Origin of the sequence: Streptomyces rhizosphaerihabitans (genome assembly GCF_025399795.1) — a bacterium.
Lineage (GTDB): Bacteria > Actinomycetota > Actinomycetes > Streptomycetales > Streptomycetaceae > Streptomyces > Streptomyces rhizosphaerihabitans.
Genome location: NZ_JAODTZ010000043.1, coordinates 31,098 through 54,661 on the forward strand (window position 1 = coordinate 31,098; position 23,564 = coordinate 54,661).

The 23,564-nt window shown below is 70.0% G+C and carries 22 protein-coding genes; 10 read left to right on the plus strand and 12 right to left on the minus strand.

From position 1 onward, the window contains the following. Window position 1: 1 nt before the first annotated feature. A complete protein-coding gene (locus N4G66_RS32660; protein WP_261707881.1) occupies window positions 2-2,758 on the plus strand; it encodes a phosphoesterase in 2,757 nt (918 codons plus the stop codon). Between the two features lie 150 nt (window positions 2,759-2,908). On the opposite strand, the gene N4G66_RS32665 is transcribed toward N4G66_RS32660, so the two are convergent. Beyond that, entirely contained in the window at window positions 2,909-4,591 is a 1,683-nt protein-coding gene (locus N4G66_RS32665; RefSeq protein ID WP_391858927.1) for a carbohydrate binding domain-containing protein, read from the minus strand. A 141-nt stretch (window positions 4,592-4,732) separates the two neighbouring features. Further along, a complete protein-coding gene (locus N4G66_RS32670) occupies window positions 4,733-5,923 on the minus strand; it encodes an ATP-grasp domain-containing protein (protein ID WP_261707883.1) in 1,191 nt (396 codons plus the stop codon). A 250-nt stretch (window positions 5,924-6,173) separates the two neighbouring features. Between N4G66_RS32670 and N4G66_RS32675 the strand changes: the two genes are divergently transcribed. The 3 genes from N4G66_RS32675 (at window position 6,174) to N4G66_RS32685 (ending at window position 8,640) form a co-directional block, all read left to right on the plus strand. Continuing rightward, window positions 6,174-7,082, plus strand: coding sequence for a metallophosphoesterase family protein (locus tag N4G66_RS32675; RefSeq protein ID WP_261707884.1), 909 nt, complete (start codon window positions 6,174-6,176; stop codon window positions 7,080-7,082). Continuing rightward, on the plus strand, window positions 7,030-7,749 hold the full coding sequence (locus N4G66_RS32680; RefSeq protein ID WP_261707885.1) for a 4'-phosphopantetheinyl transferase family protein: 720 nt from the start codon (window positions 7,030-7,032) through the stop codon (window positions 7,747-7,749). Before N4G66_RS32675 ends, N4G66_RS32680 begins: the two co-directional genes overlap by 53 nt. A 114-nt stretch (window positions 7,750-7,863) precedes the next feature. Then, window positions 7,864-8,640 carry a GNAT family N-acetyltransferase gene (locus tag N4G66_RS32685; RefSeq protein WP_261707930.1) on the plus strand — a complete coding sequence of 259 codons (777 nt, stop codon included), beginning with the start codon at window positions 7,864-7,866 and terminating at the stop codon, window positions 8,638-8,640. A gap of 357 nt (window positions 8,641-8,997) precedes the next feature. Here N4G66_RS32685 and N4G66_RS32690 read toward each other — a convergent pair whose 3' ends face one another. Beyond that, window positions 8,998-9,234: a hypothetical protein gene (locus tag N4G66_RS32690; RefSeq protein WP_261707886.1), complete on the minus strand. Its 237-nt coding sequence runs from the start codon at window positions 9,232-9,234 to the stop codon at window positions 8,998-9,000. 253 nt (window positions 9,235-9,487) lie between these two features. Between N4G66_RS32690 and N4G66_RS32695 the strand changes: the two genes are divergently transcribed. Beyond that, window positions 9,488-10,531, plus strand: a complete 1,044-nt coding sequence (locus tag N4G66_RS32695; protein ID WP_261707887.1) for an alpha/beta fold hydrolase — start codon at window positions 9,488-9,490, stop codon at window positions 10,529-10,531. A 23-nt stretch (window positions 10,532-10,554) separates the two neighbouring features. On the opposite strand, the gene N4G66_RS32700 is transcribed toward N4G66_RS32695, so the two are convergent. From N4G66_RS32700 to N4G66_RS32710, 3 genes are read right to left on the minus strand one after another with little or no spacing between them, the layout of a single operon-like run. Next, window positions 10,555-11,781, minus strand: coding sequence for an MAB_1171c family putative transporter (locus tag N4G66_RS32700; RefSeq protein WP_261707888.1), 1,227 nt, complete (start codon window positions 11,779-11,781; stop codon window positions 10,555-10,557). A gap of 13 nt (window positions 11,782-11,794) precedes the next feature. After that, window positions 11,795-12,325, minus strand: a complete 531-nt coding sequence (locus tag N4G66_RS32705) for a toxin-antitoxin system, toxin component (RefSeq protein ID WP_261707931.1) — start codon at window positions 12,323-12,325, stop codon at window positions 11,795-11,797. Between the two features lie 32 nt (window positions 12,326-12,357). Next, on the minus strand, window positions 12,358-13,014 hold the full coding sequence (locus N4G66_RS32710; protein WP_261707889.1) for a helix-turn-helix domain-containing protein: 657 nt from the start codon (window positions 13,012-13,014) through the stop codon (window positions 12,358-12,360). A 269-nt stretch (window positions 13,015-13,283) separates the two neighbouring features. Between N4G66_RS32710 and N4G66_RS32715 the strand changes: the two genes are divergently transcribed. Continuing rightward, window positions 13,284-13,943 (plus strand): MmyB family transcriptional regulator, encoded by a 660-nt coding sequence (locus N4G66_RS32715; protein ID WP_261707890.1) that lies wholly within the window; start codon window positions 13,284-13,286, stop codon window positions 13,941-13,943. Between the two features lie 122 nt (window positions 13,944-14,065). On the opposite strand, the gene N4G66_RS32720 is transcribed toward N4G66_RS32715, so the two are convergent. Together N4G66_RS32720 and N4G66_RS32725 are read right to left on the minus strand one after the other, a co-directional pair. Then, window positions 14,066-14,860, minus strand: a complete 795-nt coding sequence (locus tag N4G66_RS32720) for a PDC sensor domain-containing protein (RefSeq protein WP_261707891.1) — start codon at window positions 14,858-14,860, stop codon at window positions 14,066-14,068. Next, window positions 14,817-15,635: a FadR/GntR family transcriptional regulator gene (locus N4G66_RS32725; protein ID WP_261707892.1), complete on the minus strand. Its 819-nt coding sequence runs from the start codon at window positions 15,633-15,635 to the stop codon at window positions 14,817-14,819. Before N4G66_RS32725 ends, N4G66_RS32720 begins: the two co-directional genes overlap by 44 nt. Window positions 15,636-15,758: 123 nt before the next feature. Here N4G66_RS32725 and N4G66_RS32730 point away from each other — a divergent pair, with 123 nt between their 5' ends. The 4 genes from N4G66_RS32730 to N4G66_RS32745 are packed head-to-tail and all read left to right on the plus strand — an operon-like array spanning window position 15,759 to window position 19,784. Further along, on the plus strand, window positions 15,759-16,823 hold the full coding sequence (locus N4G66_RS32730; RefSeq protein WP_261707893.1) for an ABC transporter ATP-binding protein: 1,065 nt from the start codon (window positions 15,759-15,761) through the stop codon (window positions 16,821-16,823). Between the two features lie 39 nt (window positions 16,824-16,862). After that, window positions 16,863-18,059: an ABC transporter substrate-binding protein gene (locus tag N4G66_RS32735; RefSeq protein WP_261707894.1), complete on the plus strand. Its 1,197-nt coding sequence runs from the start codon at window positions 16,863-16,865 to the stop codon at window positions 18,057-18,059. Window positions 18,060-18,066: 7 nt separating this feature from the next. Next, window positions 18,067-18,957 (plus strand): ABC transporter permease, encoded by an 891-nt coding sequence (locus tag N4G66_RS32740; protein WP_261707895.1) that lies wholly within the window; start codon window positions 18,067-18,069, stop codon window positions 18,955-18,957. Between the two features lie 11 nt (window positions 18,958-18,968). Then, a complete protein-coding gene (locus N4G66_RS32745; RefSeq protein ID WP_261707896.1) occupies window positions 18,969-19,784 on the plus strand; it encodes an ABC transporter permease in 816 nt (271 codons plus the stop codon). 113 nt (window positions 19,785-19,897) lie between these two features. Here the strand turns inward: N4G66_RS32745 and N4G66_RS32750 are convergent, their stop codons facing one another. The 4 genes from N4G66_RS32750 to N4G66_RS32765 all read right to left on the minus strand — a co-directional run bounded on the left by N4G66_RS32750 (window position 19,898) and on the right by N4G66_RS32765 (window position 23,259). Beyond that, the gene (locus N4G66_RS32750) at window positions 19,898-20,680 is read right to left on the minus strand and encodes an ABC transporter permease (protein ID WP_261707897.1); all 783 of its coding nucleotides are present in this window, start codon (window positions 20,678-20,680) and stop codon (window positions 19,898-19,900) included. Further along, the gene (locus tag N4G66_RS32755; RefSeq protein ID WP_391858925.1) at window positions 20,677-21,681 is read right to left on the minus strand and encodes an ATP-binding cassette domain-containing protein; all 1,005 of its coding nucleotides are present in this window, start codon (window positions 21,679-21,681) and stop codon (window positions 20,677-20,679) included. Before N4G66_RS32755 ends, N4G66_RS32750 begins: the two co-directional genes overlap by 4 nt. 129 nt (window positions 21,682-21,810) lie before the next feature. Next, entirely contained in the window at window positions 21,811-22,653 is an 843-nt protein-coding gene (locus N4G66_RS32760; RefSeq protein WP_261707899.1) for a DUF4097 family beta strand repeat-containing protein, read from the minus strand. An 87-nt stretch (window positions 22,654-22,740) separates the two neighbouring features. Further along, a complete protein-coding gene (locus N4G66_RS32765; protein WP_261707900.1) occupies window positions 22,741-23,259 on the minus strand; it encodes a type II toxin-antitoxin system HicB family antitoxin in 519 nt (172 codons plus the stop codon). Window positions 23,260-23,564 lie beyond the last annotated feature (305 nt).

The window sequence follows — 23,564 nt, forward strand, 5'->3', positions numbered from 1 at the left end:
CATGCAGGTAACGCGCCGCCGCCGGAGTGACGAGAAGGGGCGTTCGGGCCCTCTCGGCAGACACGCCGGCAGACGGATACCCCTGGTGACGGCGGGCACCACCGTCCTCGCCCTCGTCGCCGCCGGGGCCGCATTCGCCCAGACGCACCAGTTCGGCACCGACCAGGTCGGCCAGATCACCGACCGGGGTCAGGTCGTTTCCAGCGACCAGTACATCGCCCCGTACGGCGACCGGCTCGTCGTCGACAACGGGAAGATCATGTCGTCCTCGGTCAGCCCGGACGGCACGCACCTCGCGGCCTCGGTCACCGACGGTGGGAGCGCGCTCGCCATCGTCGACCTGAAGAACTGGAAGGTGCAGCAACTCGTCAGCGCCGCCGCGTCGTCGAGCCCGCGCCTCAGCGGCAACAGCGTCGGGCAGGAAGGTCCCACGTACTCGCCCGACGGTTCGCAGCTCTGGCTGGGCCAGACCGACGGTTACACCAGGCTGACCGTGAATCCGGACGGCAGTGTCAGCAGTCCGACGTTCGTCCCGATCCCGGCGGACGGGCCCAAGCACGCGCTGGTGGGCGAGGCGGTGTTCTCGCCCGACGGCTCCACCGTGTACTCCGCGGTCAACGGACAGAACCGGGTGGTCGCCATCGACGCGGCGACCGGGACCGTCCGGCAGAGCTGGACCGTGGGCAACGCCCCGCGTGACATGGTCCAGGTGGGCACCAAGCTCTACGTGAGCAACGAGGGCGGGCGTCCGGCGCAGGCCGGCGACACCACGCTCAACTCCTACAACACCCAGGTGCCGGCCGATCCGATCACCGCTGCCACCACCACCGGCACCGTCAGCGTCATCGACCTGGCCGACCCGGCCGCCGCCGTCGCGAGCATCCCCGTCGGTCTGCACCCCACAGCCCTGTACGCCAAGAACAAGGCGCTGTTCGTCACCAACACCGCCACCAACGACGTGTCGGTCATCGACACCGTCAAGAACAAGGTCGTACAGACCATCGCGACCCAGCCGTGGCCGGAGGCGTCGGTGGGGTACGAGCCCGACGGGGTGACGCTCACCGACGACGGTCGTCTGCTGGTGACGCTCGGCCGCGCCAACGCGGTGGCCGTCTACCGGTACCGGGCCCCGCAGGATCCGGTCCGTTACATCGGCCTGCTCCCGACGGACTACTTCCCCGCGGAGATCGCCGCCGTCGGCAAGGAGGTAGTGGTCTCCAACACCCGCGGTATCGACGCCCGTCGGACCATCAGCGGCACCGGGCACGGCACCCACGACACGACGTCGAGCGTGCAGCGGTTCACACTGCCGGACGACAGCGTCATCAGGGCGCAGACGGCCAAGGTCTTCCGGCAGAACGGCTGGACCCACGGCTCGGTCACCCAGTCCAAGGGCAGGGGCCACGCGAAGCCGGTGCCCGTCCCGCTGCGGCTCGGCGAGCCCTCGACGATCAAGCACGTCTTCCTGCTCGTCAAGGAGAACCGCACCTACGACCAGATCTTCGGGGATGTCCCGGAAGGCAACGGCGACCCGTCGCTGGCGCAGTTCGGCGAGAACGTGACGCCGAACCAGCACGCGATGGCCGAGCAGTTCGGGCTGTACGACAACACGTACGACATCGGCACGAACTCCGCCGAGGGTCACAACTGGCTGATGCAGGCGGACGATCCGGAGTACACCGAGTCCTCCGCCGGTGAGTACGCGCGCAGTTACGACACCGAGGACGACGCCCTCGGCCACCAGCGGACCGGCTTCCTCTGGACCGGCGCGCAGGCGAAGGGGAACTCGGCACGGGACTTCGGTGAGTTCCAGCAGTTCCTGACCAAGCCGGCGGACGCGAGCTGGCAGAACCTGTACTGCGACTCCAAGAACATGGCGTCGACCGGGCAGGACACCGCGTACGCGCTGAACTCGTCCTCGCCGATTCCGTCGCTCAACGACGTGTCCGTGCACGGCTTCGCGAAGTTCGACACCAGCGTCCCGGACGTCTACCGGGAGGAGATCTGGAAGCGTGACTTCGAGAAGAACGGGCCGGCGAACCTGAACATGTTCTGGCTCTCCAGCGACCACACCGGCGGTCCGGCGAACGCGGCCGCCCAGGTCGCGGACAACGACCTCGCGACCGGCCGGATCGTCGACGAGATCTCGCACAGCACGTACTGGAAGGACTCGGCGATCTTCGTCGTGGAGGACGACTCCCAGGCCGGCCTCGACCACGTGGACGGCCACCGTGCCCCGATCCAGATCATCAGCCCCTGGGCCCGGCGCGGCATCGTCGACAGCCACTACTACTCGCAGATCACGCTGATCCGGACCATCGAGCAGATCCTCGGGATCCACCCGATGAACCAGAAGGACAGCGCCGCCAGCCCGATGCGTGCGGTGTTCACCCAGCACGCGGACTTCACGCCGTTCACCGCGCTGCCCAACCGGACCTCGCTGACCGACGGTCTCAAGACCCCGCCCTCCTGCGGCCTGGACACCCCCGCGCCGCAGGACCCCAGCGCGGCGCCGGTGCCGTCGGCGAAGGTGCCGGCGGACAAGCAGGCACTCGCGGCGAAGTGGGACACCTGGAAGTCGCACCAGCGGCTGACCGGACCCAACGCCATCCCCGACTTCGCGAACCCCGCGCAGATGAACCATTTCACGTGGTACCAGACGCACGGGTGGACCAAGCCGTACCCCGGTGAGCACCAGATCTTCGCGCCACAGGACGTGCCGGGCGCCTACCTCCCGTCGTCGGAGTCCGACGGGTGACGGCTGAGGGATGACGGACGTCGGTGACAGCCGACGGCCGGCCTGTGACTACGGGCGACCGAGACTGACGTAGGAGCGTGACGCGATGGGCCGCCCGGATCGCCCGGGCGGCCCACCGTGTTGTTCCACCGCGTTGTCCCGCTGTCGTCCTCAGCCCGTGAAGCCGGCCGTGATCGACGTGAACTGCCAGGTGCTCTGGCTGATGCCGGAGCAGTTGCTCACCACACCGCCACCGGGGCAGGACCGGTCGCGGTTGACCGCCCAGTAGGCGAGCCGGGCGATGTGGTGACTGTTCGACCAGTCACGGATCGAGGTCCAGATCGCCGGGGTGGTGTTCTCCTGCTGGTCGGACAGACCGTTCATGCCGGAGATACCGATGTGGGAGTAGGCCGTGGCGTCGTCCCAGCCGAAGGTCGACTTCAGCTTGGTCTTCAGCCCCTCGGCGGCGTTGACCGTGTTGCCGTACATGTCGGAGCCGCCGCCGAAGTCGAACGGCATGATGGTGAAGACGTCGATGCCCGCGTGCAGGGACTGCGCCTGCTCGATGAGCCGGTTGCCGTAGTAGGTCGGACCGGTCGTCGAGGTGCCGAACGTGACGATCGTCCTCAGGCCGGGGTTGTTGGCCTTGACGGTCTTCAGCGCCGTCAGGATCTTCGCCTGGACCGCCTCGTTCTCGAACTCGTCGGTGTTCTCGATGTCCATGTCGATCGCCTTGAGGCCGTAGGCGCTGATCACCTTCTGCAGAGCACCGGCGAGCGCGCTCGCCGAGGAGCAGTTGGCGCCGAGCTTGCTGCCCTGCCAGCCACCGAACGACGGGACGATGTCACCGCCCGCGGAACGGATCTGGTTGATGGCGGTCTGGTCGACGCCACCGGTCAGCGCACGGCTGCCGTCCCAGGCCGGAGTGCAGCCGCCGGAGTCGAGCACGAACGCCATCGTGAACCACTTGATGCCGGTGGCGCTCATCACCGTGGTCGGGTTCGGGGGATCGCCCCAGCCCTCGTACAGATAGGGAGCGGCCTGCTTGAAGCCGGTGCCGCCGCCCCCGCCGCCCGCGTCCGTGGTGACGCTCACGGAGTTGGATGCCGCGGAGGTGTTCCCGGCCGCGTCCCGCGCCTTGACGGTGAACGAGTAGGCCGTGCTCGAGGACAGCCCGCTGACCGTGGCACTCGTGCCCGACACACTGAGCAGCTGGTTGGAACCGCTGTAGATGTCGTACGCGCTCACGCCGACGTTGTCGCTCGACGCGCCCCACGAGAGTGACACGCTGGAGGAGGTCTTGCCGGTGGAGGTCAGGCCGGTGGGCGCGGTCGGCGCCTGGGTGTCGGACCCGCCACCACCGCCGCCGGGACCGTCCAGGCTGATGTCGTCGGCGTAGTAGGTGCCCTGCGCGTACCAGCCGTGGACGTAGATCTTGGCGCTGGTCTGCGAGGCACCGGTGGTGAAGGACACGGTGAGCTGGCTGTACGCCGACGGGGACGTCGTCCAGTTCGAGGCACCGCCGTCCACACCGAGGTAGACGTAACTGCCGCGGACCCAGCCCGAGAGGCTGTACGTCGTGTTCGGCTGGACGGAGACGGTCTGGGTGCACTGTGCGTTGTCGCTCGAACTCGCCGCCCCCGCAAGGGCTTTGGAGCCACCGTGCACGGGGCTTGAGACGATCGAACCCAGGTTGCCGGAGCAGGACCAGGGGGAGAGGCTGCCCGTCTCGAAGCCGGGGTTGGACAGGATGTTGGCCGCCTGGGCCGTACCCGGCAGGGCGACCGCCCCGGCGAGTGCCAGCGCGGCCGTGCCCAGCAGGGCGAGGAAGCGGTGTCTGGAACGTCTGAGCATGGTGATGCGCACGCGATCTCCCTGGAGATATGGGGGTGTTCGGGAGTGCAGAGAGGTGCGCAACCAAGTTGGTATGGACCAATCCCGCTGTCAAGACGCTGAGCGGGAATTGGTCCAGACCGGTAAATGCGTGGGGGTGGCCTAGGCGGGTGCGACGGCCGCCGTCGCGGCCGTGGTGGCCTGGGCGGATACGGCGGAGGCGGTCGCCTCGACCGGGGCGGACGACAACACGGACGCGGACTCCGTGATCGGCGCCGGTACCGCCGACAGTGTCGGCACGGGCGCGTCGGTCCGCTGCGGCGACAGCGACACCGGACGCACCGGACGCAGCCCCGAGACCACCGTGTAGTCCTGTCCGAGGAACGGCGGGACCACCTCGCCCGTCTCCTCGCCCAGCGCCAACTGCACAGCCGCCCAAGGGGCGTTCACCCCGCACTGGGAGAGCTGGTGCAGCCCGCCCGCCGGGCGGGTGTTCACGTCCATCAGGACCGGCTCGTCGCCGTACATGCGGAACTGGATGTTGGACAGGTAGTGCAGCCCGAACGCCTCGGCGAGCAGCCGGGCGGGCTCGATCCACGCGTCGTCGAGGGTGAACCCGCGGCGCCGCCCGTTCTTGGTGCGCCCGATCGCCATGCGGACCCGGCCGTCCGGCCCGGTTAGGCAGTCCACCGACACCTCCGGCTGTCCGAGGTGCGGCATCACCAACCAGTCGACGGGCTCGTCCGCCGCGCGCAGCGCCTCCACGACCAGGTCCATCGGCACGTACGCGCTCGGGAACCCGTTGAGGTGCATCAGCGAGAAGGGGGTGCGGGTGATCACCCGGAAGCCCACCCCGCCGGCTCCGGCAGCGGGCTTGAAGCAGGCCCGCTGACCCGCGGCCTCCAGTGTCTCGACAGCCTCGACCAGCTCGTCCTCCGTGCGCACCCGCCACCACGGCGGCACCGGAATCCCCACGGCCTCGACGGCCTGGTACGCGGTGGCCTTGTCGTGGAAGACCGCGACCGCCTCCGCCGGCGGCGCCAGCAGCGCCGTACCGAGCGCCGCGAACTCGGCGCGCTGCGCCACGATCGCGTCCTGGTGCAGGACCGGCACGAACACGTCGATGGAACGGCGTGCGCACATGTCGAGGGCGTACTCGACATAGGCGCGCGGCGACAGGCCCTCGGGCTCCGGCTCGGCGGTGTCGGCGGCGGCCAGTACGGGAGAGTCGGCGTCGCCGTGGGTGGCATGGATCTCGACCGCGCGGTGCTGCGGATTGCTTCGCAGCTGATCCATGAAGAACACGTTCTCCGCGTACGTGCGGTTGAGCCAGACGCGTACGCGAGAGCCCATGCAAGCCACCTTTCACGGTTCGCGGGCACGGCGAAGCAGGCCGGGCCCGGCCAGGGGTAGGGGAGGTACACCGAGCCGTCGCACGCCAAGGCAGATTCGAGCGGTGGTGTTGGGGCGATCATAAGGGGCGCGGGACCCTGGTGCTGCTACGGGGATGTTACGGATTCACCGGCCTGCCCGCCCGGGCCTCCTTGTACGGCGACGGGCGCGTGTGTTCTTGTGTTGGCATTCGCTTTCCAGGGGGTGGCGCGTGCGGCCGACAGACAGCGGTGGCGGGAACCTGCTGGCCATCAGCGACCTGCACATCGGCTACGCCGAGAACCGCGCCCTGGTCGAGAACATGCGCCCCGGGTCCGACGAGGACTGGCTTCTGGTGGCCGGTGACATCGGCGAGATCGTCGACGACATCCGGTGGACCCTGGAGACGCTCGGCAACCGCTTCCGCAAGGTCGTCTGGGTACCCGGCAACCACGAGCTGTGGACCCACCCCAAGGATCCCGTCCAGCTGCGCGGTGTGGCCCGCTACGAGCATCTGGTGGCCCTGTGCCGAGAGTTGGGCGTCACGACCCCCGAGGACCCCTACCCCGTCTGGAACGGCCCGGGCGGCCCCGCTGTCGTCGCGCCGCTCTTCCTGCTCTACGACTACTCGCTCCTGCCGCAGGGCTGCGCCACCAAGGCCGAGGGGCTGGCGTACGCCCACGAGACCGGCATCGTCTGCACCGACGAGTACCTGCTCCACCCCGACCCCTACCCGAGCCGCGAGGCCTGGTGCCGGGCCCGGGTCGCCGAGACCGAGCGCAGACTCGCCGAACTCCCCGACGACCTGCTGGTCATCCCGGTGAACCACTACCCGCTGGACCGTCATCCGATGGACGTCCTGTGGCACCCCGAGTTCGCCATGTGGTGCGGCACGCTGGCGACCGCCGACTGGCACCGCAGGTTCCGCGTCGAGACCATGGTCTACGGGCATCTGCACATCCCGCGGACCACCTGGCACGACGGTGTCCGCTTCGAAGAGGTGTCGGTGGGCTATCCGCGAGAATGGCGTACGCGCCCGGGTCCGCCGGGCACGCTGCGCCGCATTCTGCCGATGGAGGTCAACGCCGGTGATGGAGGAACTGCTTCCGGAGTCGGTCGTGGTCGTGGAGAGCCACGGTGACGACGAGGCCGAGGGTGCGACCCTGTACCCCGAGGAGCTGGCGGTTCTGACGCGCGCCGTGGGGAAGCGGCGCCGCGAGTTCACCACCGTGCGTGTCTGCGCCCGGCGTGCCATGGAGAAGCTGGGCGTGGCCCCGGGTCCCGTGCTGCCGGGCGAGCGCGGAGCCCCGCAGTGGCCGGAAGGGGTCATCGGCAGCATGACGCACTGCGAGGGCTACGGTGCCGCCGCACTCGCCCGCGCCACCGATCTGGCCTCGCTCGGCATCGACGCCGAACCTCACCTGGCGCTCCCCGAGGACGTTCTGGACGCCGTCGCCCTGCCCGGCGAGTCGGGCCGCCTGGACCGCCTCGGCGCCCGAGCGCCCGCGGTCCACTGGGACCGGCTGTTGTTCAGTGCGAAGGAGTCGGTCTACAAGGCGTGGTTCCCGCTCACCGGCAAATGGCTGGACTTCTCCGGGGCGGACATCGACATCTCCCTCGACGAGGCGTCCGCCACCGGCAGCCTCTCGGGCAGCCTCCGCGCCCAGCTCCTGGTCCCGGGGCCCGTGGTGGACGGCGCTTCCGTCCAGGCCTTCGACGGCCGGTGGACCGTCCAGGGCGGTCTGGTCGCGACGGCGGTCACGGTCCCGCGCGCACACTCCGGTCCGGCGTCCGGGTCGGGCGGCTGAACTGTCCTACGGTTGCGGGTCGTTGACGGTCCATTCCGTCGGTTGCGTACGCTCGGCACCGTGACGGACGACATCGCGGCAGACATCACGAACAGCAGGACGAACGACATCGACATGGTGCTGGCCGCGTACGACGCACAGATGCGTGGAGTGCTCCCGGCACTCCCGGCCGGGGTCAGAGGCGAACAGGACGGACCGCTCCTGCGTGTCGTCGGACACTTCTGCGGGTTCATCATCGCCCCGCGCGACCTCGGACCGAGCGGCGCCGACCTGGACCGGCTGATCGTCCGGCAGCGCGACTACTTCGCCGGACGGGGTGAGGCGGTCGTGTGGAAGACCCGCAGCCATGACATGCCGACGGACCTCACCGACCGCCTCCGAGCCGCCGGCTTCGTTCCCGGAGACCCGGAGACCGTGCTGATCGGACGTGCGGCCGACACGGCGACGGAGCCGGTGGTACCGGCCGGCGTCGTGCTGCGTCGTGTGGCGGAGGATGCCGACATCCGCCGGATCGCGATGATGGAGGCCACCGTGTGGGGCATGGACTGGCGCCGGCTCCACGGCTTCCTGGGAGGGCAGGTCGCGGCGGCACCTGACGACATCGCCGTCCTGGTCGCCGAGGCCGACGGCGAGGTCGTCTCCGCCGCGTGGCTGGTCCTCAGCCCCGGAACGGTCTTCGCCGGGCTCCGGGGCGGTACGACCGTGCCGGCCTGGCGAGGCCGCGGAATCTACCGGGCACTGATCGCGGCCCGAGCCCGACTCGCCGTGGCGCGGGGAGTCGAGTACCTGCACGTCGACGCGTCCGAGGACAGCGCCCCGACCCTCGAACGCCTGGGCTTCCGGGCCGCGACCACCGCGACGCCGTACGTCTGGACGCCGGGCGGCGCCTGACGGGGTCCGCTCCATTCGGCGGAGACCACAGGCCTACTTCCTGATCTGGACCTGCCTCGGCGCCGGCTGGGCCCTCTTCTGCCGGCTGGGCAGCCTCTGGGATCGCCGCCACGGGGTCTGGTACAGGGAATGAGCGAGTCTGCGACGCCATGACCTGGGTCCCGCCGCCCCTGAGTGGCGTCACGCGCCCCGGAGCCCGCGTCCGACGGCCGGGACGGGCCCGGATGCCCGGGACACCGGCCCGGACGGCCCCGGCATCCGGGGCCGGCGGCAGCCTCGGTGACGTCGCCGTGTCTCGCGCGTCACCCGCTCCGGCGAACGGGTCGTAGACGCGACTCGGTCCACCGGCCTCCGGTCTCACGTCCAGTCCGGTTCCGGGTACCAGAAGTGCAGGAGGTCGAAGAACGCCTCCTCGTTGCCCGCGAGGCCCGCCGCCTTCAGGGCCCGCTCCGCCTCGGCGAGTACGGCGGGCGGGACCATGGGTGGTCGGCCTCCGTCCGGCGGGCCGTCGAAAGCTGCTCGCACCGTCTGCAGGAGGCGGAGGTAGGCCTGCACGGCGGCGCGCTCGTGTTCGGTCAGTACGGCGGTCGGCATCGGACGGCTCTCCCGGGTCGGCTTGTCGTGACACTGGTCCTGACCCCAGCTTGCCGTCCGCCACTGACAATCCGGTTTCGGTCCGCGGAGGTTCGCCCGCTTAGCGGAGGCGAAACCTCACGGAAATCCCTTGTGGAACAGGGGCCCTACGCTGGAGACGAGAGCCGGGGCCGCCTGCCGGACGGCCCCGAAGCCGCCATTCCGGCGGCTCGCGAGCCGCCTTCGCGGCGGCCTGGGAACGGGAGGTCAGCCCGTGGTCGACGTACAGCCTCGGCAGCCGCGGCGCACACCGCGGCTGCGTTCGGTCGGTGACGGAGAACTGCGCCTGCACCACCGCGTCGTGCACGGCTATCGACGCGCCTACCGGATGGCCGGCGAGGGCCCGGCGCTCGTACTGATCCATGGCATAGGCGACTCCTCCGCGACATGGGCGGAGTTGATCCCCGACCTCGCCCGTACCCACACCGTGATCGCGCCCGACCTGCTCGGCCACGGCGCGTCCGACAAACCGCGTGCCGATTACTCGGTGGCCGCCTACGCCAACGGCGTGCGCGATCTGCTGGCCACGCTCGACATCGAGTCCGCGACGCTGGTCGGGCACTCGCTGGGCGGGGGAGTGGCGATGCAGTTCGCCTACCAGTTCCCCGAGCGCACCGAGCGGTTGATCCTGGTCAGCGCGGGCGGGGTCGGGGGTGAGGTCAACCCCTTCCTGCGCGCCGTGTCGCTGCCGGGCGCCCATCTGATGCTCTCCACGCTGCGACTGCCCGGCATGCGCTTTCAAGTGGGTCTCTTCTTACGCCTGATGCGCCTGCTCGACACCGATCTGGCCCAGGACGCGCCGGAGTTGGTGAACCTGGTGGACGCGCTGCCCGACGCGACCTCCCGCAGTGCGTTCATCCGGACTCTGCGGGCGGTGGTCGACTGGCGTGGCCAGGCGGTCACGATGCTCGACCGCTGCTATCTCACCGAGGGCATGCCCACCATGCTGCTCTGGGGAGACCGGGACAGCGTGGTGCCGGTGCGGCACGCCCATGGGGCGCACGAGGCCATGCCGGGCAGCCGTCTGGAGATCTTCGAGGGGGCCGGTCACTTCCCCTTCCACAGCGATCCGGCGCGCTTCCTCGCCCTGGTCGAGGAGTTCACGACCACCACCAGTCCGGCCGACTGGAGCCGTGAGACCTGGCGGGAGCTGCTGCGCGCCGGGCGCCCCGGTACGGCGGTGGGGCAACCGGACACCGCCCGGAACCGTGCGGTGGAGAGGGACCTGCGGGAGGCGAGCGAACGCAGCGCGACCTGAGGGGCACGCGGCGCCCGTCATGGCTAACCCGCCGGCTCGCGGGCCTCGCTCTGCGATCTGGTCGTCACCCGCCCTCGGGCGGCCGCGACGACGGCTGACCGGCGCAGGGCGATGGACATGCGCACGAGGTCGCGCGGGCCGTCGGCGTGCGCGAACGGGGATCCGGTCGCGGGCGGCGCGGACGCCGCCTCCGCCGAGCTGATGACGCGGCCCTCCGGGTCGGCGGCCCTGGCCCGCACCGCGACCGTCACCATCGCGGCGTCCGCCTCGGCATGTGCCTCGGTGGCGGAGGAGCCCGCCGCGACCGCGGCGCCGTACGCCCGCAAGCGGACCTCGGAGTCGAAGTAGGGGTAGAGGCTCAGCATGCCGTCGTGGATGTCGGACTCCCGCTGGGTGACCTGGAGTTCCGCGGGCGACCACCACGAGATCCGTACCGCTCGGTCCTCCGGTACGGAGACCGGCTTCAGTTCGCGCCACAACGGCCCGAGTCTGCGGTAGGTCGACCAGGTGTTCCAGCTGTCCCCGATGCGCCTCCAGGCCAGCGGAAGACAGAAACCGACGGCGGTGATCTGAGCCCCGGCCGAGGCGAGCATGGGTGCCACATCGGTGCTCAGACCGTCGAGGTTCGTGCCGTTCCAACGGGCCACCACGGCGGTGAACTTGGCGGCGGAGTAGGGGATGTTGCACAGGGAGCCGAAGGCGATGACGACCAGTCCGGCCCGCAGCCGGCCGCGCACCTGGATCGCCCAGCGCCAGCACATGACGTTCATCGCGACACCGGCGACGGTGAGCGACGCGAGGTAGAGCACGATCATCTCGCGGATGAAGGGGGTGTTGGCGTAGTAGGTGTCGAGGTCCCGCAGCCGTTCGACGGGGGCGTCCCCGAGGGCGAACAGGGCGATCAGCGCCACCCCGACCACGGTGTACCCGAGGATCCAGCGGCGTGACAGCCGTCGGGTCGCCTCGGGCGGTCCGCCGCGCCAGTTGATGATCAGGACCAGACAGGAAGCGCTGTAGGCACTCAACAGGCAGTAGACCAGGGGGGCCGAGACATTGGGTATCCGGGTGATGTCGTTGACCGCGGCGATGGTCGGCGGGGCCGCGAAGAGGAACACCAGGCCCGCGAGGGCGAGCAGTACGCCCACGGAGCGCAGCAGCGGGTCGCGCCAGCCGCGCAGCAGCGCGGGCCCTTTGAAGGCGATCGCGGCGCCCATGGCGACGGCCGGGGTGTAGTAACTGGATCCGTCCATGGCGCCAGGGCCTTCAGCCCCGCGGCCCGCGACAGCCCAGGGACGCTTCGATGCGGCCGGCCAGACCGTGCCGCTGCACCGGGCCACGCAGCGAGGAACCGGCCAGCCAGGTACGGCACTTGCTGGCGAGCAGGAGACCGAAGCTCTCGGCCTCCTGCTCGTCGGCGAGGTCGAAGCGGGTCCGCGCGGCCACTTTCAGGACGGTGGCCTGAAGGTCCGCGCGGTCGCTGAGTAAGCGTGCCGCGACGGCCGCGCCGTCGACGTGATGGCTGCAGTGCCCGGCCTTCATGTGCCACAGCTCGTGGCCGAGGATGACCAACTGGTGGTCGGGCGCGGTGCGTTCCTCGATGACGACGAGGTCCTGCTCGGCCATGTCGAGCCACAGGCCGCTGGCGGTGCCGGGCGGGAAGGCGGCCGTACGGAACTGGACGGGACGGCCGCGGCGTCTGCTCATCGCGCAGCACAGCGCCGCGTAGAGGTCGGTGGGTGCCGCCGGCGCGGGGAGTGAGAGCTCCGAGACCAGCTCGCCGCACAGGCGGCGCATTTCCCTTCCGATGCCCACTGATCTCCCCCGGCTCACGACTCTGGCCGTTTGACGCTCTCCAGGAGCATGTCCAGCCATTCCGCGACCTTGTCCCGGTGCTGGTCGGTGGGCAACTGTGCGGCCCGCCAGGCGATTCCGCGGACGCCGTGGTCCAGGAGCAGCCGCTCCAGCGGATCGTGGGCGACGGAGGCCGCCGCGCGTTCGCGGTCGGCGAGCCGTTGCAGGAGTTCCTGTTCCGAGCGCTGGAGGGCACCTATGAGCGCTTCGGAGTCCTCGGCCGTGAGGAATCCGGCGTGCACCCGGAAGAAGCGCTGGATGGCGTCGCAGTGCTCCATGGTGGGGCGCCGGTCACCGTTGATGAGGGCGCCCGCCTGCTGGCGCGACATGCCGGCGCCGTCCGCGATCTCCTGCTGGGTGTAGCGGCGGCCGTTGGGCTTGAGCCGGGTGCGGCGCAGCAGGTCCAGACGCTGCAGGAACCGTGCCTGCAGGTCGGGTTCCCCTGCGGGGCGGCCGTTGAGCAGGGCCCTCGCCACGGGTTCGGGGACGCCGGACTCGGCCGACAGCCGCCGGACGTCGAAGACTTCGGCGTGCAGCACGCCGAGCCGGTCGGCGAGTGCGGTGACCCTGGCCACGACGGCCTGCAGCAGAACCGTCGCCGTGGCGCACGGAACCTCGAAGCCATCCGTCACCGACAGATCTCCTACGTCTCTCTCAGGTGGCTCTCACGAAGTTCGGGAACCATGTGGACACGAAGGTCAGAAACCATCCCGGCCGCAAGACCGGGGAGCCAACCGGAGCGTAGCCCCTCGCTCGAACTCACATCCAGGTCTCGCCACAACTGTGGCGAGATTCAGCCGTCAACAGGCGCCAAATGCCACGATAGTTGACACGCCCGTCCCGGAGCAGCAGGATCGGGGCGCCGCGTGAAGGCCGCAGAGGCAAGAGGGGTGACCTCCCGATGGCGTACCAGGCAGGAAGGCAGCGGTCCCAGCCGCGACCTGTCCCCGAGAGTCTCGAAGCGCAGGCGTACCTCCAGGACTACGCCACGCTGCTCGAGGCCGTCCCCTTCCCCTCCGTCGTCTTCGACCACCGCTGGGACGTCGTTCTGTCCAACGCCGCGTTCGAGACACTTTTTGACGGCGTCGCCGCCCACCCGACCGCCATGCCGGGCGACAACTTCCTGCGCTTCGTCCTGTTCCATCCGGACGCGGGGTCGATCCTCGGTGAGCACGAGTCGAGTTGGTGTCTGCCGATGCTCGCGCACTTCGCGGCGGCGGTGGAGCGGAACGGCCAGGACCGCGGACTCCAGTCGATCCGCCGGGACATCGCCCAGGACCCGATCATGGACGCCGCCTATCGGCACGGCCTTCCGCACTGGATCCAGGCGGTCGGCCCGCGCGCGGTCGAGCACGACGGCGCCGTGCGCCCGCTGGTGCACCCCGATCCGCGCTGGGGCAGCACGGACTGCAGGATCGTCGCCGACACTCCCAGGACCCTTCAGGACATGGGCTATACGCGGATGACCCTGGTGCTGCGCGAGGCGGTCAGGCCGGTCACGGGCGGACCGCGCAAGGCCCGCAAGACACGCAACGGCGCGGCGGAGCTGCGAGCGGTGTGACCCGTCCGGCCCGGCCGGTGCAGGTCGGCGCTGTGGTGCGGGCCTTGGCGGCGCGCTTCGGGCTCGCGCGCGGGTGGCCGCGGTGCCGCGCTTCACGCCGGGCGCGTGCGCGGCTGTGGAACTCAGTCGGCCGGCGTCACGAGGACGAGGGGCACGCCGTCGCACGGGACGAGCCGCAGGTCCTCGTGGCGCGTGCTCCGGGCCGCCGCCAGCACGGCTGCGAAGTCCGGCCCCCTGGTGAGTGAGCCGGCCAGGTGAGCCGGGTCGGCGGACGCGGCCACCCGCCCCCGCGCGTTCACCAAGTAGGAGGCTCCGGGCAGCCGTTGGAGGAGCGGGACGACCGCGCCCTCGAAGTGCCGCAGATACACGTCGGCCGCGGCGACCCCCACGAAACGGCCCTCCACATGGACCGGCGCGGACAGGGTCAGGCTGTACTCGTCGGAGCAGAGGTAGTCGACATAGGGCCCGGCGACCGCGCGCTGCCCGGTGTCGCGGGGGAGGGCGAACCAGTCCCAGTGCGTGTAGTCCGAGTACGCGGACTGCGCCGGATCGAGGTCGAGCAGCAGCGGTCGTACGCCCCCGTCGGAGCCCTGCTGCCACCACTCCAGCCACGCCGGTACGTCACCGAGCAGGCCCGGTGCCGCCACGAAGCCGGCGCCTGACACCAACTCCTGGCGGGTGAGCCGCAGGTGGAGCCCCGGGCGCAGTGCCGCCAGATCCACCGTCGCGGGGCGGCGGCCCTGCCCGGCGACGCGGGTGAGCAGCGCGGTCGTATCGGCCCGGGTGTCGGCGACCGCGGCGAAGACGGCCTCCAGCGCGCAGCGGACCTGCGCCGCGACGGCCGCCTCGGCGATGGTCGCACCCGGGGTCGCGTCAAGCGTCGCCGTCGCGCCGACCGGAGCGGGGCTCCTGCCCATGGGTGCCCTCCAGTGGACGCGGACCTGACACGGTGCGTGGCATCGAGAGGCGGAGGGTGATGAGCCGCGCCGTCGAGTCCTGTACGCACCGCTCGGCCAGCGCTCTGGCCGAATCGTGGGCACCATCTTGCACGGCCGAGATTACGGAGCGGTGACGGTCGGCGACTTCTTCACGATATTCGTTGTCCCCGAGCACCAGGCACATCAGGGCGCCCACCTCCGTCTGGAGCACGACCTGCTCACGGGTCAGCCGGGCGGACTGCGCCGCCGCGGCGAGCTCGACGTGGAAGCGGCCGTAGACGCGGCTGCGGGCGGCGGCGTCCTCGGCGGACGCCAGGTCGTCCAGCGTGCGCCGCAGCGCCTTGAGGTCGTCCGGTTCCGTGCGCTGGGCCGCGAGTCGCGCGGCCGCTCCGGACAGGGCCGCCCAATGGTCGCCCAGGTCGCGCAGTTCTTCGGTGCTCCAGCTGGAGAGCCGGGCCAACAGCCGTTCCTCGCCCGGCACTTCGGGCAGCGACACGAAGCTGCCGCCGCCCCGCCCCCGCCGCGTGGTGACCAGCCCCTGCTGCCGCAGGGCCATCAGGGCCTCGCGCAGGGTGACCGTGGACACGCCGAGCTGTCCGGCCAGCTCCATCTCTCCCGGCAGCTGCTCACCGTCGGCGAGCAGCCCCAGCTCGATGGCGTCGCCGATCCGGTGTACGACCGTCTCGACGCGCGCGCGGTTGTCCACGGGAGTGAAGACGGCTCTGCGGACGCCGTCGCCCCTGTGTTGCTTCACGGTCACCACCTTGTGCGTTGACTCAACCTTTACTCTAAAGGGGTCTTGAAGTTTGAACTATGACTTCATATCTTTCCGGTCAGTGTTGCAAACGTACCTCTGCACCAGAAAGGTTCCCCGCCCATGGAGGCAAAGGCGATCCGGCTCCAGGGCCTGCGAAAGTCGTTCGGTGACACGACCGCCGTGTCCGGAGTCGATCTGGAGATAGCCGACGGCGAGTTCTTCTCGATGCTCGGCCCGTCCGGCTCGGGCAAGACGACCGTGCTGCGGATGATCGCCGGATTCGAGAGCCCGACCGCGGGCCGGATCGAACTGGCCGGCCAGGACGTCACCGGCCTCGCCCCCTTCGAACGGGACGTCCACACCGTCTTCCAGGACTACGCCCTGTTCCCGCACATGACCGTCGAGGAGAACGTCGCCTACGGCCTCAAGGTCCGCAAGGTGAAGAAGGCCGAGCGGCTGGTCCGGGCCCGCAAGGCGCTCGCCGACGTACGCCTGGAAGGGTTCGGCAGGCGCCGCCCCGGTCAGCTCTCCGGAGGTCAGCGCCAGCGAGTGGCCCTCGCCAGGGCCCTGGTCGGCCGCCCCCGCGTCCTGCTGCTCGACGAGCCTCTCGGCGCCCTCGACCTCAAGCTGCGCGAGCAGATGCAGGTCGAACTCAAGGCGATCCAGCGCGAGGTCGGCATCACCTTCGTGTTCGTCACCCACGACCAGGAGGAGGCCCTGACGATGAGCGACCGCATCGCCGTCTTCCACCAGGGCCGCATCGAACAGGTCGGCACCCCGGCCGAGATCTACGAACGCCCCGCCACCCCGTTCGTCGCGGGCTTCGTCGGCACCTCCAACCTGCTCGACGGGCAGTCGGCGCAGCAGGTCGTCGGCGCCCCGGGTACGTACAGCATCCGGCCCGAGAAGATCCGGGTCCTCAAGGAGTCCGCCGAGTCCGCCGAGTGCGCCGATTCTGCCGAAGTCACCGAGCCGGAGCACTCCACCGTCACCGGCACCGTCGCCGAGGTCGTCTATCTGGGCGACGCCACCCGCTTCCTGGTGGACCTCGACGTCGGCGGTCGCCTCACCGCGCTCCAGCAGAACCTGGAGACCTCCTCCGAGGACGTCGCCGCCCTCCGCGGCACCCGGGTCCGGCTCCAGTGGCACCGCCGCCACACCTTCCAGGTCCCCGACCCCCGCTGACTCTCCCGCCCACTCCCCCCGTCACGTCTGGAGTACGCCGTGCGTCTCACCCCAACCCTCAAGGCCGCCGCTGCCGTCGCGGTGCTCCTCGCGGCCACCGCCTGCGGTTCGTCCGGCAGCGGATCCTCCGCGTCCACCGGCTTCAACCCGCCCGATCTCAAGGCGCAGTCGAAGCTCGGCAAGACCGAGGGACAGGTCAACCTGATCGCCTGGGCCGGCTATGTCGAGGACGGTTCCAACGACCCCAAGGTCGACTGGGTCGGCGACTTCGAGAAGCAGACCGGCTGCCAGGTCAACTCCAAGGTGGCCGCCAGCTCCGACGAGATGGTCAAGCTGATGAAGACCGGCCAGTACGACGCGGTCTCCGCCTCCGGGGACGCCTCCCTGCGCCTCATCGCCTCGGGCGACGCGGCGCCGGTCAACACCGGCCTCGTACCGAACTACAAGGACGTCTTCAGCGGTCTGAAGAAGGGCGCCTGGAACTCCGTCGACGGCCAGATGTACGGCATCCCGCACGGCCGGGGCGCCAACCTCCTGATGTACAACACCCAGAAGGTCACCCCCGCCCCCACGTCCTGGTCCGCGGTCTTCGACGACGCCTCGGCGAACAAGGGCCACGTCACCGCGTACGACTCGCCGATCTACATCGCCGACGCGGCGCTCTATCTGAAGGCGGCCAGGCCCGAGCTGAAGATCAAGGACCCCTACGCGCTCGACCAGAAGCAGTTCGACGCGGCCGTCGCGCTGCTGAAGAAGCAGAACGCGAACGTGGGGGAGTACTGGAGCGACTACCTCAAGGAGATCTCCGCCTTCAAGAGCGGTGACTCCGTGGTCGGCACCACCTGGCAGGTCATCGCGAACCTCACGGCCGACGAGGGCGCCAAGGTGAAGGCGTTCGTACCCGAGGAGGGTTCCACGGGCTGGTCCGACACCTGGATGATCTCCGCCAAGGCCAAGCACCCCAACTGCGCCTACAAGTGGATGGACTGGATCATCTCGCCGAAGGTGAACGCCCAGGTGGCCGAGTACTTCGGTGAGGCACCCGCCAACGCCCAGGCGTGCCAGTACACCAGCGACAAGTCCTTCTGCGACACCTTCCACGCCGCGGACGAGAGCTACTGGAAGAACATCGCGTTCTGGAACACCCCTATCGAGCAGTGCCTCGACGGCCGCACCGACGTCAAGTGCGTCCCGTACGCGAAGTGGGTCCAGGCCTGGACCGAGATCAAGGGCTGATCGAACGATGACCACCACCGCGCAGGCCGCCGGACGCTCCCCCGTCCGGCGGCTCGCCGGGACCCTGCACCGGCGTCCCCGGCTGCGGCTGTCCCTGCTGCTTACCGCACCCCTGCTCTGGCTGGCGGTGCTCTATCTCGGCTCGCTGGCCGTGCTGTTCGTCTCGGCGTTCTGGACGACGGACTCCTTCACCTCCGAGGTCGTGAAGGTCTGGTCGACCGACAACTTCCACCAGCTGTTCACCCTGCCCGTGTACCGGCAGGTGATCCTGCGCAGCATCGGTGTCGCCCTCGCGGTGACCGTCCTGTGCGCGGCGATCGCCTTCCCGATCGCCTTCTACACGGCCCGGATCGCCCGGCCCGAGCGGCGCCCGCTGCTCGTTGTCGCCATCCTCACGCCGCTGTGGGCGAGTTACCTCGTCAAGGTGTACGCCTGGCGGCTGATCCTCTCCCAAGGCGGCCTCGCCGACTGGGTGTTGAAGCCCCTCGGGCTGAGCGGACCCGGGTACGGGCTGGTCGCGGCGATCATCGCGCTGACCTATCTCTGGCTGCCGTACATGATCCTGCCGATCCACGCGGCGCTGGAGCAGCTGCCCGCCAACCTGCTCGACGCGTCGGCGGACTTGGGCGCCGGGGCGGCCCGCACCTTCCGATCGGTCGTGCTGCCGATGGTCCTGCCGTCCGTGGCCGCCGGCTCGGTCTTCACCTTCTCGCTCAGCCTCGGCGACTACATCACCGTGCAGATCGTCGGCGGCAAGACCCAGCTCATCGGCAACGTCGTCTACTCCAACATCGAACTGAACCTGCCCATGGCCGCCGCGCTCGGCACGGTCCCCGTCGTGGTCATCGTGGTGTACCTCCTCGCGATGCGCCGCACGGGCGCCCTGAGCAGTCTCTGAGGAGCCCCGCTGTGCAACTCTCCCGTTCCGCGCGTATCGCGCTGCGCGCCGCCGCCGGGCTCGGCTTCGCGTTCATCTACGTGCCGCTCGCGCTCGTCCTGGTCAACTCCTTCAACCGGGACCGCAGCGCCAGTTGGCCGCCGTCCGGGCTCACCTTCCACTGGTGGTCGGTCGCCTGGGAGAACGAGGGTGCCCGCGCGGCGCTGTGGGTCTCCGTCAAGGCCGGCCTCGGCGCCACGGCCATCGCACTGGTGCTGGGCACGCTGATCGCCTTCGCGGTCGCCCGCCACCGGTTCTTCGGCCGGGACGCCATCTCCTTCGTGGTCGTCCTGCCGATCGCGCTGCCCGGAATCGTCACGGGCATCGCGCTCAACTCGGCGTTCAGCACGGTGCTCGAACCCCTCGGAGTCGGACTCGGCATGTTCACCGTGATCGTCGGCCACGCGACCTTCTGCATCGTCGTCGTCTTCAACAACGTGGTCGCGCGACTGCGCCGTACGTCCGGCACGTACGAGGAAGCCGCGATGGATCTGGGCGCGGACACCTTCCGGGCCTTCGTCGACGTCACCTTCCCACTGGTGCGCTCGGCGCTGCTGGCCGGCGGACTGCTCGCCTTCGCGCTGTCCTTCGACGAGATCGTCGTGACGACGTTCACGGCCGGGCCCGGCATCGAGACCCTGCCGATCTGGATCTTCAACAACATGACCAGACCCCAGCAGGCACCGGTCGTGAACGTGGTGGCCGCCGTGCTCGTCCTGTTCTCGGTGATCCCGATCTACGCGGCGCAGCGGCTGTCCGCGGACACGGCCACCGAGAGCCGGATCTGACCGCGCCGATGAACTGCCCTCGCCGGGCTCCTGGTTGACGCCGGTGAGGGGCGACCGGACCCGCCGCGCGCGGACTCCGGCCGCCCCTCGCGGGCGGGTTGAACGGCGCGCTCTCAGCGTTTGGTGGTGCTGTTGAACAGCGAGCGCGACCAGACGTAGCCGACCAGGCTGATACCGGCGCACCAGGCGAGCGAGATCCAGCCGTTGTCGCCGATCGCCGAGCCGGAGAGCAGGCCGCGCAGCGTCTCGGTCATCGGCGTGAAGGGCTGGTTCTCCGCGAACCAGCGCAGGCCCGGAGACATCGAGTCGGCCGGTACGAACGCGGAGCCGAGGAACGGCAGGAACTGGACCAGCAGCGGCTTGTTGCTCGCGGACTCCACGGTCTTGGAGATCAGGCCGAGCGCCGCCGACAGCCAGGTCACCGCGAACGCGATGGCCGTGAGCAGGCCCGCGGCGGCAAGCCACTCGAGCGGGCTCGCGTCCGAGCGGAAACCGACGGCGAGTGCGAACCCCACGACCAGGACGATGCTCACCATCGTCTGGATGACGCTGCCGACCACATGGCCCGTCATGAACGACGAGCGGGTGATGTTCATGGTGCGGAAGCGGTTGATGATGCCCTCGGTCATGTCGGAGCAGACCGCGATCGAGGTCGACATCGCCCCGGCCGCCACCCCCATGATGATGATGCCGGGCGTCAGATACTCCAGGTAGGCGTCCCGGCCGCCGCCCATTCCGGCGCCGATCGAGTCCCCGAAGGCGTACACGAACAGCAGCAGCATCAGGATCGGCATCATGGCGGCGCCGAGTGACACGCTCGGATAGCGGAGCGCGTGCTTGAGGTTGCGCCGCAGCATCGTCATCGAGTCGTGCACGGCGTAGGTGAGGGTGCTCATCGCAGGGTCTCCTTGACGTGAAGCGGGGTGCTGGTGCCGGTCCTGGTGGCGCCGTCGCCGGTCAGGGCGAGGAACACGTCGTCGAGGTCGGGGGTGTGCACGGAGAAGTCGGCGGCCCGGATGCCGGCGGCGTCGAGCCGGTCGATCAGGGCGCGCAGCGCGTCGAGGCCGCCGTCGCCCGCCACGCGCAGCGCGAGGTCCTCGTCGTCGCGGGCCGCGCCCGGGAAGGCGTCGGCCGCGCTCTCGTACTCGGCGGGCTCGGTGAACCGCAGCCGCACGTGGCTGCCGGGAATCTGCGCCTTGAGCTCGTCGGCGGTCCCCTCGGCGACGATCCGGCCGCCGTCGAGCACGGCGATCCGGTCGGCCAACTGGTCGGCCTCGTCGAGGTACTGCGTGGTGAGGAAGACGGTGGTGCCGCCTGCGACCAGCGAGCGCACGGTCTCCCACATGGTGCGGCGACTGCGCGGGTCGAGCCCGGTCGTCGGCTCGTCGAGGAAGATCACCTGGGGGTCGCCGACCAGTGTCATGGCGAGGTCGAGCCGGCGCCGCATACCGCCCGAGAAGGTCGAGGCCCGCTTGTCCGCGACATCCGCGATGTCGAACCGGTGAAGCAACTCCTCGGTACGGGACCGCCCTTCGCGTTTGCCCAGGCGCAGCAGGTCGGCCATGAGGAGCAGGTTCTCCTCGGCGGTGAGCAGGTCGTCGAGCGCGGAGAACTGCCCGGTGACGCCGATCGCGGCGCGTACCCCGTCCGGGGAGGTGGCGACGTCGTGGCCCGCGACCTGGGCCTGCCCGCCGTCGGCGGCGATGAGCGTGGACAGGATCTGCACGGTGGTGGTCTTGCCGGCGCCGTTGGGTCCGAGCAGCGCGAACACGGAACCGGCCGGGATACGCAGATCGATGCCGTCGAGCACGGTCTTGTCGCCGTACGACTTGCGCAGACCGATGGTGGAGACGGCGGCGGGCGGCATCGGATCCCCACCTTGACTAGACATGAGCATGACAGGAAAAGGCATGGAGCTCTCCCGTTCGGAGGCTGAGTGAATGAGGGGCCGGAAGTGAAAGGGGAGGGGGCCGGAAGAGAAGGCGGGAGCGGGGCGGGAACGGTGACGGCGCGGGGACGGGAGGGCTCAGGGCTTGGCGCGGAGGACGTCGATGTTCCCCCAGTTGCTCCGTGCGCGGACCGTGACGGTTCCCTCGGTCCGCTCCGGGGCCTCGGACGCGGCGAGCATGTTGCGTACCTGCCCGCGGTTGGAACTGACGTCGAGCCAGGCGGCGACGCCCTCGCGGATACCGACCTCGATGGAGCCGTTGGAGGTCTCCAACTGGATCTCGCCGCCGATGACTTCGGCGACACGAAGGTGCCCGTTGGTCGTGGTGCCGGTGACCGATGCCTCGGCGCGCGTGATGTCGATGCCACCGTTGGCGCCGCTCATCCGCAGCTCGCCGGTCACGGTGCCGACGGTCGTGGCGCCGTGCGAGTTCTTCAGGACGGCGGGCCCGTCGACCGTGCCGACGCGCACGTTGCCGGTGCTGCTGGTGATCTCGGCCATGCCCTCGATCCGGCCCACGGTGATCAAGCCGTGCGACGAGGTCAGCTTCAGCGGGCCGGTGGTGTCGAGGCGGACGTCGCCGGCCGAGGTCTTCAGGCGGACCTCGCCGAGCCGGCCCTCGGCGAGCACCTGGGTCCAGGAGCAGGACATGTCGACCTGTGAGCCCGTGGGCAGGCCGACCGTCACATCGACGGCGCCGCTGGAGCCGACCAGGTGGCGTTGCTTCGTCCTGATCGTCAGGACGCCGCTCGCGTACACGACCTCGGTCTGCTCGGCAGCCCGTACGTCCCTGTCCTTCTTCGGGTCGAGGGGCTGCACCTCGACGACCGTGTCGGGGCGGTCGCCCGCGGTGAACCGGATGGAACCGGCGGTCACGTTGGCGCTGACCGAGATCGGTTCGGGAGTGTCGAAAGAAGGCATGGCTGTACCGTCCTCGTGAGTCCTTGAGCCGTCCCTGCAGGTGGGGCTCGGTGTGGGTGAAGTGGTGCGGGTGCGGTGCGGGTGCGGCTAGCGCACCCAGCCCGTGAAGCTCTGTCCGATCGTGCGGGACTTCTCCGTCGCGCGCGGCCGCGTGCCGCCCTCGACCGCGGCCGACACGGCTCGCACCAGCCACGCGTTGACCGACAGGCCTTCATGGTTCGCGGCCTCCTCGGCGCGCGCCTTGAGGTGGGCCGGCAGGCGCAGATTGACACGGGCGGTGCCGCCCGCGTCGCCGTCCGCGGGCGCCTGCGCCCTGAAGTGTTCGACGGGCGCCTCGGTCGCTTCCGCGGGGCCGCCGTAAGAGGGCGGCAGTGTCACGACGAAGTCGGGATCCAGCCCGCGCAGCCGTACGTCGACCGAGCCGGGGGCGAGTTCGCGGGTGATCTCGTCCATCGCGGCGGAGAGCACGTTGAGCATGGTCAGACGCGTCGCCGACTCCAGAGGGGCGGTGAGCCGCTCGGCCAGCTCACGGGCTTCTTCCCCGCCGGCTTCGGCGGCCACTGCGAGTTCGCGGCGCAGGGTGTCGACATACGGAGTGAGGTCCATGGCCACATGGTGGCACCAATGTGGCGCCACTCGCAAGCCCGGATGGTGCTTTATGTGGGGCGGTTTCGAGAATTGCGGCTCTGACCTGCTGAAATGCAGGTGCTTCAACCTGAGTCACGGTGGTGCCATGGGTGCCCGTACGTAATCTGGGGGCACGAAATGGCGCAGGGTGGCACCGGATGGCGCCAAAGGGTGCCATCCGGTGCCACGTGCTGCCCTGTGTGTCGCAAGGGGATGCTCGGTGCCCGCTTCGTGGCCCACCGCGGGGCCGAAGACCGCCACTCGTGGCGGTCTTCGGCGTCTTC

Coding starts and splice junctions, on each gene's coding strand:
- N4G66_RS32660 (WP_261707881.1), top strand. CDS start 2: ATGCAGGTAACGCGCCGCCGCCGGAGTGACGAGAAGGGGCGTTCGGGC.
- N4G66_RS32665 (WP_391858927.1), bottom strand. CDS start 4,591: ATGCTCAGACGTTCCAGACACCGCTTCCTCGCCCTGCTGGGCACGGCC.
- N4G66_RS32670 (WP_261707883.1), bottom strand. CDS start 5,923: ATGGGCTCTCGCGTACGCGTCTGGCTCAACCGCACGTACGCGGAGAAC.
- N4G66_RS32685 (WP_261707930.1), top strand. CDS start 7,864: ATGGTGCTGGCCGCGTACGACGCACAGATGCGTGGAGTGCTCCCGGCA.
- N4G66_RS32690 (WP_261707886.1), bottom strand. CDS start 9,234: ATGCCGACCGCCGTACTGACCGAACACGAGCGCGCCGCCGTGCAGGCC.
- N4G66_RS32700 (WP_261707888.1), bottom strand. CDS start 11,781: ATGGACGGATCCAGTTACTACACCCCGGCCGTCGCCATGGGCGCCGCG.
- N4G66_RS32705 (WP_261707931.1), bottom strand. CDS start 12,325: ATGCGCCGCCTGTGCGGCGAGCTGGTCTCGGAGCTCTCACTCCCCGCG.
- N4G66_RS32715 (WP_261707890.1), top strand. CDS start 13,284: ATGGCGTACCAGGCAGGAAGGCAGCGGTCCCAGCCGCGACCTGTCCCC.
- N4G66_RS32720 (WP_261707891.1), bottom strand. CDS start 14,860: ATGGGCAGGAGCCCCGCTCCGGTCGGCGCGACGGCGACGCTTGACGCG.
- N4G66_RS32730 (WP_261707893.1), top strand. CDS start 15,759: ATGGAGGCAAAGGCGATCCGGCTCCAGGGCCTGCGAAAGTCGTTCGGT.
- N4G66_RS32740 (WP_261707895.1), top strand. CDS start 18,067: ATGACCACCACCGCGCAGGCCGCCGGACGCTCCCCCGTCCGGCGGCTC.
- N4G66_RS32750 (WP_261707897.1), bottom strand. CDS start 20,680: ATGAGCACCCTCACCTACGCCGTGCACGACTCGATGACGATGCTGCGG.
- N4G66_RS32755 (WP_391858925.1), bottom strand. CDS start 21,681: ATGCTCATGTCTAGTCAAGGTGGGGATCCGATGCCGCCCGCCGCCGTC.
- N4G66_RS32760 (WP_261707899.1), bottom strand. CDS start 22,653: ATGCCTTCTTTCGACACTCCCGAACCGATCTCGGTCAGCGCCAACGTG.
- N4G66_RS32765 (WP_261707900.1), bottom strand. CDS start 23,259: ATGGACCTCACTCCGTATGTCGACACCCTGCGCCGCGAACTCGCAGTG.